This window comes from Terribacillus saccharophilus, assembly GCF_046592895.1.
GTDB classification, from domain to species: Bacteria; Bacillota; Bacilli; order Bacillales; family Amphibacillaceae; genus Terribacillus; species Terribacillus saccharophilus_D.
This window is the reverse complement of the sequence record NZ_JAWVPU010000002.1, coordinates 419,540-433,468: the sequence shown is the minus strand read 5'-3', so window position 1 is coordinate 433,468 and position 13,929 is coordinate 419,540. Positions and strand designations below refer to the sequence as shown.

General features: G+C 47.2%; 11 protein-coding genes. All 11 read right to left on the bottom strand.

Going from position 1 to position 13,929, the window contains the following annotated elements:
* Positions 1 to 23: 23 nt before the first annotated feature.
* A complete protein-coding gene (locus tag SFC66_RS07980) occupies positions 24 to 1,028 on the bottom strand; it encodes an ABC transporter permease (protein WP_411218170.1) in 1,005 nt (334 codons plus the stop codon).
* Positions 1,028 to 2,038 carry an ABC transporter permease gene (locus SFC66_RS07975; RefSeq protein ID WP_411218169.1) on the bottom strand — a complete coding sequence of 337 codons (1,011 nt, stop codon included), beginning with the start codon at positions 2,036 to 2,038 and terminating at the stop codon, positions 1,028 to 1,030. The genes SFC66_RS07980 and SFC66_RS07975 overlap by 1 nt, the downstream gene beginning before the upstream one ends.
* Before the next feature lie 16 nt (positions 2,039 to 2,054).
* Complete coding sequence (locus SFC66_RS07970) at positions 2,055 to 3,572, bottom strand: sugar ABC transporter ATP-binding protein (RefSeq protein WP_411218168.1); 1,518 nt, start codon at positions 3,570 to 3,572, stop codon at positions 2,055 to 2,057.
* A 105-nt stretch (positions 3,573 to 3,677) separates the two neighbouring features.
* A complete protein-coding gene (locus tag SFC66_RS07965; RefSeq protein ID WP_411218167.1) occupies positions 3,678 to 5,192 on the bottom strand; it encodes a response regulator transcription factor in 1,515 nt (504 codons plus the stop codon).
* Entirely contained in the window at positions 5,192 to 6,964 is a 1,773-nt protein-coding gene (locus SFC66_RS07960; RefSeq protein ID WP_411218166.1) for a cache domain-containing sensor histidine kinase, read from the bottom strand. The genes SFC66_RS07965 and SFC66_RS07960 overlap by 1 nt, the downstream gene beginning before the upstream one ends.
* Positions 6,954 to 7,898: an autoinducer 2 ABC transporter substrate-binding protein gene (locus SFC66_RS07955; RefSeq protein ID WP_411218165.1), complete on the bottom strand. Its 945-nt coding sequence runs from the start codon at positions 7,896 to 7,898 to the stop codon at positions 6,954 to 6,956. The genes SFC66_RS07960 and SFC66_RS07955 overlap by 11 nt, the downstream gene beginning before the upstream one ends.
* A 124-nt stretch (positions 7,899 to 8,022) precedes the next feature.
* The gene (locus tag SFC66_RS07950) at positions 8,023 to 8,784 is read right to left on the bottom strand and encodes a DeoR/GlpR family DNA-binding transcription regulator (RefSeq protein ID WP_411218164.1); all 762 of its coding nucleotides are present in this window, start codon (positions 8,782 to 8,784) and stop codon (positions 8,023 to 8,025) included.
* Positions 8,785 to 8,837: 53 nt separating this feature from the next.
* A complete protein-coding gene (rhaA, locus tag SFC66_RS07945; protein ID WP_411218163.1) occupies positions 8,838 to 10,091 on the bottom strand; it encodes an L-rhamnose isomerase in 1,254 nt (417 codons plus the stop codon).
* 12 nt (positions 10,092 to 10,103) lie between these two features.
* Positions 10,104 to 10,418: an L-rhamnose mutarotase gene (rhaM, locus tag SFC66_RS07940; RefSeq protein ID WP_411218162.1), complete on the bottom strand. Its 315-nt coding sequence runs from the start codon at positions 10,416 to 10,418 to the stop codon at positions 10,104 to 10,106.
* The gene (rhaB, locus tag SFC66_RS07935; protein ID WP_411218161.1) at positions 10,402 to 11,847 is read right to left on the bottom strand and encodes a rhamnulokinase; all 1,446 of its coding nucleotides are present in this window, start codon (positions 11,845 to 11,847) and stop codon (positions 10,402 to 10,404) included. The genes rhaM and rhaB overlap by 17 nt, the downstream gene beginning before the upstream one ends.
* A gap of 13 nt (positions 11,848 to 11,860) precedes the next feature.
* Positions 11,861 to 13,927, bottom strand: a complete 2,067-nt coding sequence (locus SFC66_RS07930) for a bifunctional aldolase/short-chain dehydrogenase (RefSeq protein ID WP_411218160.1) — start codon at positions 13,925 to 13,927, stop codon at positions 11,861 to 11,863.
* Positions 13,928 to 13,929 lie beyond the last annotated feature (2 nt).

Genomic DNA, 13,929 nt, shown 5'->3' with positions numbered 1-13,929 from the left:
AGTATCAGCTAGTGCTGGAATACTCACTTTTTCTTCAGCATTGTGCCAAGCTTCGGAATGGCAACGGACAGGATGAGCAAAGTGCCGATGATGATCAAAAACATTTGACTCGGCAAATTGATCAGCCCTAGACCATATTGCAAGTAGCCGATGATGAAAACGGCGATGACGACACCGAGCACACGACCCTTTCCGCCAGCTGTGCTCACTCCGCCAAGTGCTGCCATGGCGATGATGTCCAGTTCATACATCGTAGCTATATTAGGCCGCGTGCTGCCCATCCGGGATGTGAGGAAAATCGCCGTCACGGCGGCCAGCAAGCCCGCCAGCATGAAAACGATGACTTTGATCTTATCCACTTTGATACCGGAAAATCGACTTGCTGTCGGATTGTTTCCGATGGCAAAGACTTTTCGGCCCAAGGTCGTTTTGTGCAAAACTAGACCGAATATGACCGCAAGCACTGCAAAGACAATCAGCAGAAACGGAATACCGAAAACATAACCCCAGCCAAAGAAACCGAACCATTCCGGGAATCCGCCTGCTGCTTGATCTTCCAATATGATATAAGCAATGCCTCGGTATAGGATCATCGTTCCGAGCGTGACAATGACAGCGGAAAGTTCCTTGAATTTGACGATCAAAAGACCATTGATCAATCCACAAATAGCACCTGTTGCAAGACAAGCGATGATGGCCACTTCCATCGGCAGCCCGGCACTTGTGTAGAGTGTGGCCATGACAACGGATGATAAGGCGACCGTCGACCCGACAGATATATCGATATCCCGCATGATCATGATCATCGCCATCGGAAAGACGATCAACGCTTTATCTAGAAAGACCATCGTCCCGTCCCGCAAACTGGGATAATTCAGGAAATAGGGGGATACATAGCTTCCGAGAAATAACACAGCTACCAAAATGATCAACAGCATCCATTCCCATTGGAAGAAAAGACGTTTCCAGGAGAACGGCAAATTGGTTTCAAGCGTTCTAGGTTGATAGGTTTGCTTTTTCTGTTCCATCAGCCAGCCCTCCCAAGTATCTGATTCCGGTCGACGCGCCGTTTCACAATCGCATTGACGACAACAGCAAGCAAGATGATGAAGCCTTGGATGCCGTTTTGCCAGAATGGGGATACATTCAAAAGCGGCAGGGCATTATTCAAGATACCAAGCAGGACAGCCCCGAGCAGGACACCAGCAAGTTTCCCCGACCCTCCCGCGATGCTGACACCTCCCAAAATACAGGCGGCGATGACCGTCAATTCATAGCCTGAAGCTGTATCTCCTTGTGCAGAAGCGAATTTGGACACCCAAAGGACGCCGCACAATCCAGATAAGCCACCCATGATGGTATACACAAGCAGTAAGATACGTCCTTGCTTGATGCCGCTCACTGCTGCGGATTGTGGATTGCTGCCGACTGCATATATTTGACGGCCCGTTTTTGTGTAATTGAGAAAATAGAAGAATGCGAGACAGAAAATCACAGCAATCCAGATCAAGTGATTCAGTCCCAGGAAAGTGCCTGTTGCAATCCTGACGAATCCTTCCGACATTTGATAAGAGCTGACCCACTCGCCATCACTGACCAAAAAGGTGAGACCACGGAAAATATTCATCAATGCAAGTGTGGCGATGATAGGGAGCAAGCCGACTTTGGCAATGAGCACACCTATGATCATCCCGCAAAAAGCCCCGATCGCAATACCGATGAGTAAACATAAAAACGGATTGACTGTCGGGTTGGACGCTACCAGCTGCGCAGTCAGCATGCCGGAAAGCGCTATGACTGCACCGATTGATAAATCGATCCCCCGCGTGATCAAGACGATCATCATCCCTAAGGAGAGGATCACTAGAATCGATGTATTGGTAGCCATATCAAGGATGTTCTCCCCAGTCAAAAAGGAGGAATTGCGCAATTGGACAGCAATACATAACAGAATGATGAAGATAAACAATCCTAGTTCCCTGAATTGATAGAAAAGTGCCAGTGGATTTTTCTTTTCCGTTTCCGCCTTTACTTCCATGTTGTCCCCTCCTTCTTCAACCGCTTTTTTCCTGTACTTGTTCCTCACCCATCGCAGCTTCCAAGATCATCTCCTGCGTGATGCCTTTATTTACAAAGTCAGCTGCAATCCGGCCATCTTTCATCACGATGATGCGATCACTCATACCGAGGATCTCGGGCATTTCAGAGGATACAAACAGAACGGCATAACCGGCATCGGCAAGCTGCTGGATGATTTCATAAATGGCGGCCTTGGCTCCAATGTCGACACCTTTTGTCGGTTCATCCAGTAAAATCACCTTCAAATCTTTCGTCAGCAACTTGGCAACCGCCACTTTCTGCTGATTACCGCCGGAGAGCGAACTGACTGGATCAAAAATGCCCGTCGCTTTGATCTGAACTTTCTCCCCGAATTCTTTGGCCTGCTGTTTCTCTTTATTGCGATGCAGCCATGTAGCGGTCGATAACTCAGCTAAATTGGCGAGCGTAATATTCTTCTCGATACTCCAGTCCACCAGCAAGCCTTGATCCAGGCGATCCTCTGCCAAGTAGCCGATGCCGTTATTCATTGCCTGCTGCGGATTTCTATTTCGGACAGCCTCCCCATTCAGCACGATTTCCCCTTTATCAAATGATGTGATGCCGAAGATCGCTTGGCATACCTCTGTGCGCCCTGCACCTACCAGTCCTGTCATACCGAGGATTTCCCCGCGCTTTATCGAAAAGCTGATATCATCAAAAGCACCAAGCTTCGTCAAATTTTTCACTTCAAGCACTGTTTCTTTCGGAACTGTTTTTTTATCTGGGAAAATCTGATTGATTTCCCTGCCAACCATGGCCACAATCAATTTCTCATTGGAAATCTCATCTACTTCCCAAGTCCCGATATAATTGCTGTCACGCAGCACGGTCACACGACTGGCCAGACGGTACATATCCTCAAATCGATGGGAAATGAAAATGATCGATGTACCTTCATCCCGCAACTTTTCGGTGATACGGTACAGCTCTTCACTTTCTCTCGCAGTGAGTGCCGCGGTCGGTTCGTCCATGATGATGATTTTTGCTTTTGTGCTGATCGCTTTGGCAATCTCTACGATTTGCTGCTGCGCCACGCTCAATGTGTTCATTTGGGCTTTGGGATCCAAACTGCTGCCCAAATCCCGTAGCAGCTGCTTTGCTTGTTTATGCATCTCACGCCAATTCAGCGTCTTCCAGATTGGGTGACTTATTTCATGATTCATGAAAATATTTTCCGTGACAGATAAATCCGGATAGCTGGTGACATGCTGATAAATGGCGGCGATTCCTTGCTGCTGCGCTTGTTTCGGATTTTGAAACGCCACTTTCTCCCCTGAAAGATACATGTCACCTTCCGTTGGCTGATGTACACCGGTGATGATTTTGATGAAAGTGGATTTCCCAGCCCCATTCTCTCCCATCAGAGCATGGATTTCCCCTTTTTTCAGCTGGAATTGCATATCGTTCAGAGTCTTTACACCAGGAAAGGCTTTGGATATTCCTTTCATTTCAAGTACGTATTGTGCCGTCATCCTTCCCCCTCCTCTCAATGAATGCGCTTACATATAGGATATGAAAAAAGTCCCGCTTCGAAAAGGGGACGTCTTTCTGAATGGGAGGTTATTCTTCTGTTCCTCTTACCGGGAGTTCCGTCTGTATTCAGAGGGAGACAATCCCGTATGCTTTTTGAATAATCTACTGAAATACTTATGATCTTGATAACCGACAGCATCAGCGATCGCTATCACTTTATCATCACTGTCTTCCAATAAGTGTTTAGCTAAATCAAGACGCTGCTTGGTGACATATTGCAGCACCGTCTCGCCAGTATGTTTTTTAAAGTAAGCACAAAAATAAGTTGGGTTCATGTACACATATGCAGCAACTTGTTCAATCGTCAATGCATCTTTCAGGTGATGATATATGAATCCCTTTGCCTGCTCGATAGCTGTATTCTCTCTGTGCCTATACAGCCGGATGCAGATGCTCGCCAATTCCTTGGTCCAATTTTCAAATGCTTGTACCAGCTCTGGCACTGTCAATGATCCGCTTAGATTCCCGCTCAATTTTTGCAGCATGGAATTGATATGTGCAACTGGCAAGCGTTTACTGGCATCATGCAGCATCTCAATACCAGCAGACTGATAAAGTGTCAATATGACTTGCTGCCGCTCAGCGGACATCTCTTTCTCCAGGCTATATAAAATGGCATCCATTTCGTCAAAGGAAAACTGCTTAAAAGCCAGGCGCAGTTTCTGTAATGTTACTTGATTGCAGGCGCCGATGGATTCGCCATACTGCTTTTCCGGCATTAGCTTCATTTCCATCTGCTCCGATTCCAAAACAGCTGGCAGCATTACCAATTCCTGCACAAGCTGTCCTGGTGAAGCTGCCAGTTCGAAAATGCTTCGGTGAGACAATGCCTTGGCAAGGTGATCGATATCTTTCTTTGATTCGTCATGTGTATATACAAGCAGTCCAAAGCTTTGTTCTTGATCCCACCACCACCAGGAGCCGGATTCTGACCACCGCTTGGATAGTTCATCTTCCAGCAGCATGACGACTGTACTGAGTTCTTGATGAAAACGGACAGGGTCCCTCTTCGCTTTTTGCTGATGAAAATCAACCAGCTGCAATCGGCAAGTATAGTAACTTCCTTGCGGGAACAGCTCTGTCCATTGTGTGTCAGCCAAACTGCTTTCACCGGATAACGACCGGAGCAGCTGCAGCTGTTCTCGTTTTTGACTTTTCGCTTTCTGCTTCTGCTCTCTTTCCAGATGCTTTTCAAAAAGCTGCAGCAGCCGCTCCTTCAGCTGCTCCCTATCGACAGGTTTCAAAAAATAGTCAGCCACCTTGTTCCGCAAAGCTTGCTGCACGTAATGAAAATCATCAAATCCGCTTAAGACAAGGAAATCGCCGGCATAGCCTGCTTCTTTCAGTACATGAATCAGCGTCATGCCGTCCATGATCGGCATCTTTATGTCTGTAAGCACCAAGTCCGCTGGCTTGTCTGCATTCCAATGATCGAGTACTTCTTGTCCGTTTGCATATGTACCGATCACTTCACAATGCTGCAGATTGGATACGAAACGCTCCAAGCCTGTCCGAATCCGATATTCATCTTCCACGATGATTATCCGGAAGTTTTTCATCAAGATTCCCCCGTTTCAGAAACTTGAGGATAAGGCAAGTAGATTCTTACCACTGCACCTTGATCGTTTTCCAAAGCAACTCCATAATCAGGTCCATAAAGCATTTTGATTCGATTGGCTACATTGCTTAACCCATAGTGGGCAGATTTAGACGCTATGCCGGGTTCCATGGACAGCTCTTTCTCCAGCATTTGTTTTATCTTCGGATCAAACCCCGGCCCGTCATCTTTTACCGTCATGACTAGGAGCTTGGATGTTTGCTGTATTTTTATATCGATATGAATGCTGACCTCTGTTTCCAGCCCGTATTTGATGCTGTTTTCAACTAGCGGCTGAAGGATGAACTTCGGCACCTCCAGCGCAGCGGATGTTTTCGGATAATCTGTCTTCCAAGTAAGCCGGTCATCAAAACGGAATTGCTGGATAGCTAAAAAATTCTCGACATGACCGAGCTCCTCCTCCAGTGGTACGGATTTGACGCCATTATCCAGGGAATACCGCAACATCCTGCCAAGCTTTGTGATGATTTGGATGACTTCATCCTGTTCACCCGCTTCTACCGCATAATTGATCGTTTCCAATGTGTTGAAAATGAAATGCGGATTGATCTGTGTCTGCAAGGCATACAGCTCAGCTTCCTGCTGCTTGAGTTTAATCATATAATTCTTCTCGATCAGATCTCGGATCTCCATGATCATGTCGTTATAACTTTCTGTCAGCCTTCCGACTTCGTCTTGCTTTGTCACGGGCAGAGGCAATGTATTCTGGAAATGAGCATTTTGGACACTGCGCATATTTACCATCAGCCGTTTGATAGGCTGGGAGACATTGTAGGCAACAAATGTGTACAAACAGAGACTGAACAAGATGAATAGCAGGAATAAGACGATCGAAATGGTCCGGGTCTGCAGCTGTTTGGCAAATAGTTTTCCAGTAGGTATTTCATATATCAAACTATACTCCTGCTGTACAGCGGGGGTGATGCCGACCAATTTCTCATCCTGCAGGAAGCTGCCGTTCTCAATCGGATAGGATCCCAGCGGAATGGCTTGCTCCTTCTTTTTCATGGAGTCGAAGGCAATCGTACCGGATAGCTTTTCCACTAGCAGTATCCGAGCATCGGTATGTTCTTTGAACGTTCCTGTTATCCGGTCGATGAATGCTGTATCCAGTGCAAAAAACATGGTCCCTAAATATGTTTGGTTGTCGCGATCTTGCAATGGCACGCCAATCAGCAGAAAATTCGGCTCATTCTCAAACATGAGATTCGTATCTTCCGGAAGAAGGATGATGCTGCCTTTGTCCAGTTCTAAACTTTGACCGTAAACAGCTGCTTCTTTTTGGGAGAAACCGCTGTAATCCTTTGTTGCAGCTGCAAAAACTCTATTTTTTGAGAAGATGAACACACCAAGCAAATCTGATGAACTGCTATGAAGAAAATTAGCAGATATATAACGTTCCACTTTGTATTGCTGCTGCATGGATTCAGCATGTGACTGAAAACCAGCATTCCGCAGTATTTCCGTCATTTCCTGTGATTGGTACAGTCTTTCGGGCATATTTGTTACATCTTGTATATTCCGGTCGATCTGCTGGCTTGCCTGCTCCAGCATCTGCGGAACAAAGGTCCCGATTTGCTCTTCAGCCGCCTTGGTATAGGCTGTATAGATGAAATATCCGAGAAGTGCAACAGGAATGATGGTAAGCGTTGTATAAGATAGCAGTAATTTTTGCATCAAGGAGAGATTGCGGATTCTTTGTTTAAAAATCATATTGATCCACGTTTTCGGCTGTAAATTCTATCGGTTCTCCCATGATGATCTGCTCTTTCTTCACTTGAATACGGCCAACACCATCTATATGCATCCCATCTTCGATTCTTGTTTCTTCATGCAACAGTTCAGCGATCATAACAGTCAGGTATCCGAGCTTTTTCGGACTCCACAATGTGATGCTGGACACATCGCCTTCTTTCAAATAAGTGTTCATGTCCCGTGGCGAGGCCAAACCGACAATACTGATATCTCTGGTCATGTTTTCTTCCTTCAGGACAGTAGCCGCTGCCGGAGGTCCGAGGGAGGCAATGCCGATGATCCCTTTCAATTCTGGATAAGCTTGCACTGCATGTTTCGCCTCCTGATATGCCTTGACAGGATCGTCATTTGTGTAAGCGACTTCACGAAGTATCAGATTCGGATAATGAACCCGGTTGTGATGCTCGATCCATTTGCGCCATTCTTCCTGATTGAGCGAGGATCTAGACCCTGAATGTATGACATACTCCCCTGCTTCTCCAATTTGTGCAGCTAAACTATCAAGCAAGTGCTCTGCCAACATTTCCGCATCGACCATATTGATGAAATAATCCCTGCCCTCCGGATGTGAATCCGCATCCCATGTCAGTACCGTTATCCCCTGTCGCCGGGCTTCGGCCAGGACTGGTGTCAGACGGTCGGGATCGATTACGCTCACTGCCAGGACATCGACTCCTTGTTTGATGAATGTATCAATGATTTCTTCTTGTTGCTTTGAATTTGCGGTAGCAGGCCCTTTGAAATGAATGGTGGCACCAGAAGACTCAGCAGCTTCTTCGACTCCTTCACGGACCGATTGGAAATAAGGGATGTCCATCACTTTGGGTATGACTGCAATGTCAATTTTCTCCTTTTGTCCCGAATTGGGATCAGAGGCAGGAGTCTCTTGCACATAAAGGATCTCCCTCTTATTGCAAGCGCTTACAAAAATCAACAAGATAAGCAGGACTATCATTCTTTTATACATGACATCATCCTTAGTAACCCCGCAAGTTTTAGCCTGCGGGGTCGGTTGATCAGTTCACTGCTCGGAACTCCATGTTCTGTTTTTCAAGATAGTTTCTTGTGTCCTTATCTATTCCAGCATCGGTGTAGACTTTCGAAACTTGCTCCAGTCCAGTGATTGTAGCAAAAGCGCGTTTACCGAATTTACTGGAATCAGCAAGCAGGATCGTTTGGCTGGCTATCTCGATCATTTGCTTCTTCAGGATGGCTTGCTGTTCATTTGAGTCGCTCAAACCATGCTCAAGATGCACACTTTTACAGGAGAGGAAGGTTTTATCCACGTAATAAGTCGTCAATGATCTTTCTGTCAGCGGTCCGACGAAGGATAATGATTTGGACAGCAGCTCGCCGCCCAGCGAAATGACGCGGATTTGATCCTTGTTACTGCATGCCAGTGCCACTTTGATGCTGTTGGTGATGATCGTGAGCGGCATGTTCGGCAATTCTTTAGCCATGTACCATGCGGTCGTACTGGCATCAAGGATTATTCGCTCTCCTGGATGAATATCGGACACCGCCGCTTTGGCAATGGCCTGCTTTTCCTGCATGCGCATCACTTCGCGTGCTTCATGCGCAATCTCCGTTGCTCCTTCTTCGATCTTGACAGCACCGCCATGACTGCGGTGCAGCAGCTGTTCTTTCTCCAGCTTCTCCAGGTCACGCCGTATCGTCTCCTCGGTCACATGAAAGATGGAGCTCAGCTCGGTTACCCGGACACTCGCCCGCTCATTGACCAGCTCGACGATCTTCCTTTGTCTTTCTGCAACTAACATGCTTTTTCCTGCCTTTACCACGTTTTGATTATAGTGTAGCATAATCAGACGTGTTACCGGTGTGCCATTTCATTTCTTTCATACTCCTGGACGTGCTGAAGCCAAGAAGTCCCGCGCGGTACTTGCATTTCCTGACAGAAGTAATCCCAGATGGCACCGAATGGATAGCTTTTCAGCTCTTCCATCAGCATGAGTCTTTCGGTGTATTGTCCTTTTTCTTGGTAATCCTTCAATTCTTTATGAGGTGTAAGCAGTGCATAAAGCAGTGCTTTTTGCATATTGCGGGTACCGATCACCCAAGCAGCAACACGGTTGATGCTGGCATCGAAGAAATCAAGCCCGATGCGCACGTTATCCAATACATCGTTACGTACAAGCTCAAGTGCGATTTCCTTCAATTCATCATCGAATGTCACTACATGGTCACTGTCCCAGCGAACTGGACGGGAGACATGCAAGGCGATTTTATCCGTGAATGGAAGCAGGCCGCTGATCTTGTTGGAAACCATTTCTGTCGGATGATAATGTCCGGTATCCATCAGCAAGTGTTTGCCGCGTGTCAGACTATAGCCCATGTAAAATTCGTGGGATCCGACTACATATGATTCCGAGCCGATACCGAACAACTTGCTTTCCACTGCATCGATATTGTATTTTTCATCGATTTCGACAGCAAAAATTTGGTCGAGTGAACGCTTCAGACGTTCCCTAGGAGTCAGACGATCACTTGGTACATCCTTGAAGCCATCCGGTACCCAAAGGTTTGTCAAGCTAGCTGTGCCGAGTTCTTTACCGAAATATTCCGCGACTTTCCTTGAAGCGATGCAATGCTCGATCCAGAATTGACGAATTTCCTCATCAGGATGAGCAAGTGTCAAACCATCGGCTGCTTTTTCATGCGAAAACACCGTCGGGTTGAAGTCCAATCCAAGACCATGCTGCTTCGCCCATTCCACCCAATTGCGGAAATGCTCCGGTTTGATTTCGTTACGCTCGACATGCTCCCCGTCTGTCTCTGCATAAATGGCGTGCAAGTTGATACGATGCTTGCCCGGGATCAAGCTCAGTGCCATTTCAAGGTCGGAGCGCAGCTCTTCCGGTGTCGTCGCTTTACCTGGATAATTCCCAGTAACATCAATACCGCCAGAAAGTTCATTCTGTTGGACTTCAAAACCGCCGATATCGTCTCCTTGCCAGCAGTGAATGCTGATTGGTATCGTTTTCAATTTTTCCATCGCTGCTTCAACGTCGACTCCTAATGCTTCGTATACCGATTTGGCCATTTCATATGCTTTGATCACTGTCATTTGTCTTCCCCCTTAGTTTAAATGGAATACTTCTTTCAAATCTTCACTGACGGGACTATTGTCTGGATTCGTCTCCATGATATCCTGCATATATGCCCACCATCGTTTGCATTCATCTGTACTCGCGATTTCAGCGTGCAATTCTTCCGAGTCCACTTCCAGGTAAGCAAACAGCGTAGCGGTAGGTTCGTGCAGGAAAATACTATAGTTGCTTACACCGTGCTCCTTGAGCACCCGCTCCATCTCAGGCCACAACTGATCATGGCGCTTTTTGTATGCATCGAATTTATCACGATACACATGCATCACATTAGCTTTTCGAATCATGAACTGCCCCCCTTTTGTCATTCACTGGATCAGGAACAGCAGGAACGAAGGTTTGCACGGGGAAGGAAGTTCGGATAAGCTGTCGGGCTGTTTTCAAGGAATCCAATTCTCCCGCTGCAATCATCTGAACGATCAAGTTGCCGAGAGCTGTTGCTTCTGTAGGTCCTGCAACTACCGTCAACCCGCTGTAATCAGCCGTCAGCTGATTGAGCACTTGATTCTGGGAGCCGCCGCCGACAACATGCAATGTTTGAATGGCGGTTCCTGTAAGCTCTTCGACTTCTTCCAAAGCTTCCTTGTAAAGGATAGCCAAGTTATGAAATACGGTAAAAGCAAGCTCCCCGATGGTCCTCGGCACATATTGATCGGTTTCCCGGCAATAATCCTGCAGCTCTTCAATCATATTATCGGGCTTCAAAAATCTTGCATCATTCAGGTTGACCGTTGGCACTTGCTTCAACTTAGCTTGTTTGGCTTCCTCCACTATCTCCCCAAAATTATAATCCACAGGATATAATCTTCTGATCTCCTGAATCATCCACATGCCGATGATATTTTTCAAATAGCGATATGTTTGGTTGATACCCCATTCGTTCGTAAAGTTTTTATCCAAGCTGCCAGCATCCAAAAGAGGTTCGCTGCGTTCTGTCCCAATCAGTGACCAAGTGCCGCTGCTAAGGTAAGCCCAATCTTCTCCCGTTGCAGGAACGCCAGCAATCGCAGAGGCAGTGTCATGGGATCCCACTGCGATGACAGTACAATCCGGCAAGTCATATCGTTCTTGCAATGTACTGTTGATTTTGCCGATGACTGTTCCGGAATCGATCAGTGTGGCAAATTGCTGGGCTTGGAAACCAGTCAGCGCAAGCAGTTCATCATCGAAATCACGTGTGATCGGATCCAATAGCTGCATCGTGGATGCATTGGTTGCTTCCATCACTTTTTTACCAGTCAGCCGGTAATGAAGATAGTCCGGGACCAGCAGGACTGTCTCAGTCTGTCGGATCAGCTCTTCACTTTCTGTCATAAGCTGATAAATGGTATTGAAAGGTTGGAATTGGATGCCTGTTTTACGGTAAATCTCATGCTTTGGAATGGTTTTCCACAGCTGTTCCATCACCTCATCCGTCCGCGGATCCCGATAAGCAATCACATCGCGTAACCGCTTACCATTTTCCCCGAGCAACACATAGTCCACTGCCCATGTATCAATGCCAAGCGTGCAGGATGTAATACCCTGCCGCTTAGCTTTTTGCAGTCCTTTTAAAATCTGCTCTTCCAGATGATCGATATCCCAGCTCTGGTAAGCTCCTTGTTTCTGATAGCCATTGGCAAACCGGTGAATCTCCTGGATGACGAGTTTTCCGTCTTTCAGCTCACCAGTGACCAGACGGCCGCTTGATGCGCCAATATCGACTGCAATATGCATCTGACAAGCCCCCTTATCTAGTGAAAGCAGCCGGTACGCCGCCATCAACCGTAACCATACAGCCAGTTGTCTTTGCTGCTGCATCCGAAGCAAAGAAAGCAATCGATTCTGCTATATCGTTAGGATAGATATTCACACCTAGTGTCGTACGTTTGCGATAATGCTCTTCCAATTCATCCGGAGAGATATTATACGCAGCTGCACGTTCTTCACGCCATTTGGAACCCCAGATTGCGGAGCCTTGCAGTACAGCATCAGGAAGCACTCCATTCACACGAATGCCGTAGCTGCCGCCTTCTGCCGCAATACATCTGGCCAAATGCATTTCCATCGCCTTTACAGCACTATAAGCTGCAGCATTCTTGCCGGCATAAACAGAGTTTTTCGAACCGACGAATACCATGCTGCCGCCGATGCCTTGCTGCTTCATCAAGCGGAAAGCTTCACGCGCCACTAGGAAATAACCAGTTCCCAATACGTCCATATTAAGCTGCCATTCTTTCAATGTCGTTTCATCGAAAGGACTGCTTGTTGCCAGTCCAGCGTTATTGACGATATGATCGACGCCGCCATACTGCCGTACTGCAGTTTCAAATGCTTCGGCAATTCCCGATTCACTGGTTACGTCCATCTTGACTGCGATTGCGCGTCCAGCTCCGTATTTATCGTTAAGCTCCTGTGCCACTTTCTCGGCACCTTCGATATTGATATCCGTCACGACAGCATGCGCGCCGCCTTCAAGGAAAATACGCAATGTTGCACTGCCGATACCGCCTGCCCCGCCAGTGACAAGGACAACTGAGCGGCTGAATCGAGCTTCAGGTGGAGCCAAGGAAAGCTTATACAGCTCCAACGGCCAATATTCCACAGCGAATGATTCTGCCTCGGACAATGATACAAAGTCGCCCAGGGCAGTCGCTCCCTTCATGACGGCGATGGCACGATGATATAGTGCCGCACTGATATCAGCAGCTTTTTTGTCCTTTCCTGTAGTCACCATTCCCACACCAGGGATCAGCACGACTCTAGGAACTGGCTCGAACATCACATCATCTTCTGAAGCGTGGCGTTTGAAGTATGCTTTGTATTCCTTTTCAAAATCTCGGATGCCTGATTCTATCTTTTGGAGCAAATCATCGGCATTTTCAGCAGAAGGATCGAATGCAATGTACAAAGGAGTCCGCTTTGTATGTACAAGATGATCCGGGCAAGCTGCACCTACCTGGCTCAGCTGCTGGGCTTGTTCACTGTTCACGAATTCCAGCACATCATCTGTATCAACGAAGCTGAGGATCATTTTTTTCACCCCGCTCACTGCGCCCCTGATGGCAGGCATCACTTTTGTGATCAACTTATCTCGTTCTTCTTTCGCCAAAGTCGACACTTTTTCCCCGCCAAATGTCTTTTTGTCTGCCTGTTTTTCGTTGATATACGCTTCTGCTTCACTGATCACCGCAATCGTTCTATCATAGCTCTCTTTCGCTGTGTCTCCCCAGACAACCAAACCATGCTTCTCCATCAGTACAAGCTCTGCCTTCGGATTGGAAGCAACAGCCTCGGCGATCATCTTGGAAAGCGTGAACCCTGGACGGATATAAGGGACCCAGACGAAACGCTCGCCGAAGATTTCTTTTGCGATTTCCTGACCGTTATCCGCACAGCAAAGGCTGATGATACTGTCAGGATGCGTATGATCGACATGTTTGAATGGAAGGAATGCATGCAGCAATGTTTCGATCGACGCACGCGGATGACTGCTATCAATCATGCACTGGCTCAAATAAGCAACCATATCCTCGTCCGTCATGGATTCTCTTTCCATCAAAGGACGGATATCTTCCATCCGCAACCCCGTGAAATTATGCGCCCCCATCGTTGCCAAGTCAGATCCGCTGCCTTTGACATACATCACTTCCACTGGACGTCCGCGGAAATCTTCAACCGTCGTTTTCATCGAGGTATTGCCTCCGCCCCAGTTACATACAGAACGGTCGCTCCCGATCAAGTTGGATCGGTATACCAGTTCCCCCAAACCTTCGAATTGTTTTGCATCTTGATCATTCCATTTATTCTGTACCAATA

What these genes read in the sequence shown, in the direction of transcription:
- SFC66_RS07975 (WP_411218169.1), bottom strand. Translation starts at nt 2,038, where the DNA reads ATGGAAGTAAAGGCGGAAACGGAAAAGAAAAATCCACTGGCACTTTTC.
- SFC66_RS07970 (WP_411218168.1), bottom strand. Translation starts at nt 3,572, where the DNA reads ATGACGGCACAATACGTACTTGAAATGAAAGGAATATCCAAAGCCTTT.
- SFC66_RS07960 (WP_411218166.1), bottom strand. Translation starts at nt 6,964, where the DNA reads ATGATTTTTAAACAAAGAATCCGCAATCTCTCCTTGATGCAAAAATTA.
- rhaM (WP_411218162.1), bottom strand. Translation starts at nt 10,418, where the DNA reads ATGATTCGAAAAGCTAATGTGATGCATGTGTATCGTGATAAATTCGAT.
- SFC66_RS07965 (WP_411218167.1), bottom strand. Translation starts at nt 5,192, where the DNA reads ATGAAAAACTTCCGGATAATCATCGTGGAAGATGAATATCGGATTCGG.
- rhaA (WP_411218163.1), bottom strand. Translation starts at nt 10,091, where the DNA reads ATGACAGTGATCAAAGCATATGAAATGGCCAAATCGGTATACGAAGCA.
- SFC66_RS07950 (WP_411218164.1), bottom strand. Translation starts at nt 8,784, where the DNA reads ATGTTAGTTGCAGAAAGACAAAGGAAGATCGTCGAGCTGGTCAATGAG.
- SFC66_RS07980 (WP_411218170.1), bottom strand. Translation starts at nt 1,028, where the DNA reads ATGGAACAGAAAAAGCAAACCTATCAACCTAGAACGCTTGAAACCAAT.
- rhaB (WP_411218161.1), bottom strand. Translation starts at nt 11,847, where the DNA reads ATGCATATTGCAGTCGATATTGGCGCATCAAGCGGCCGTCTGGTCACT.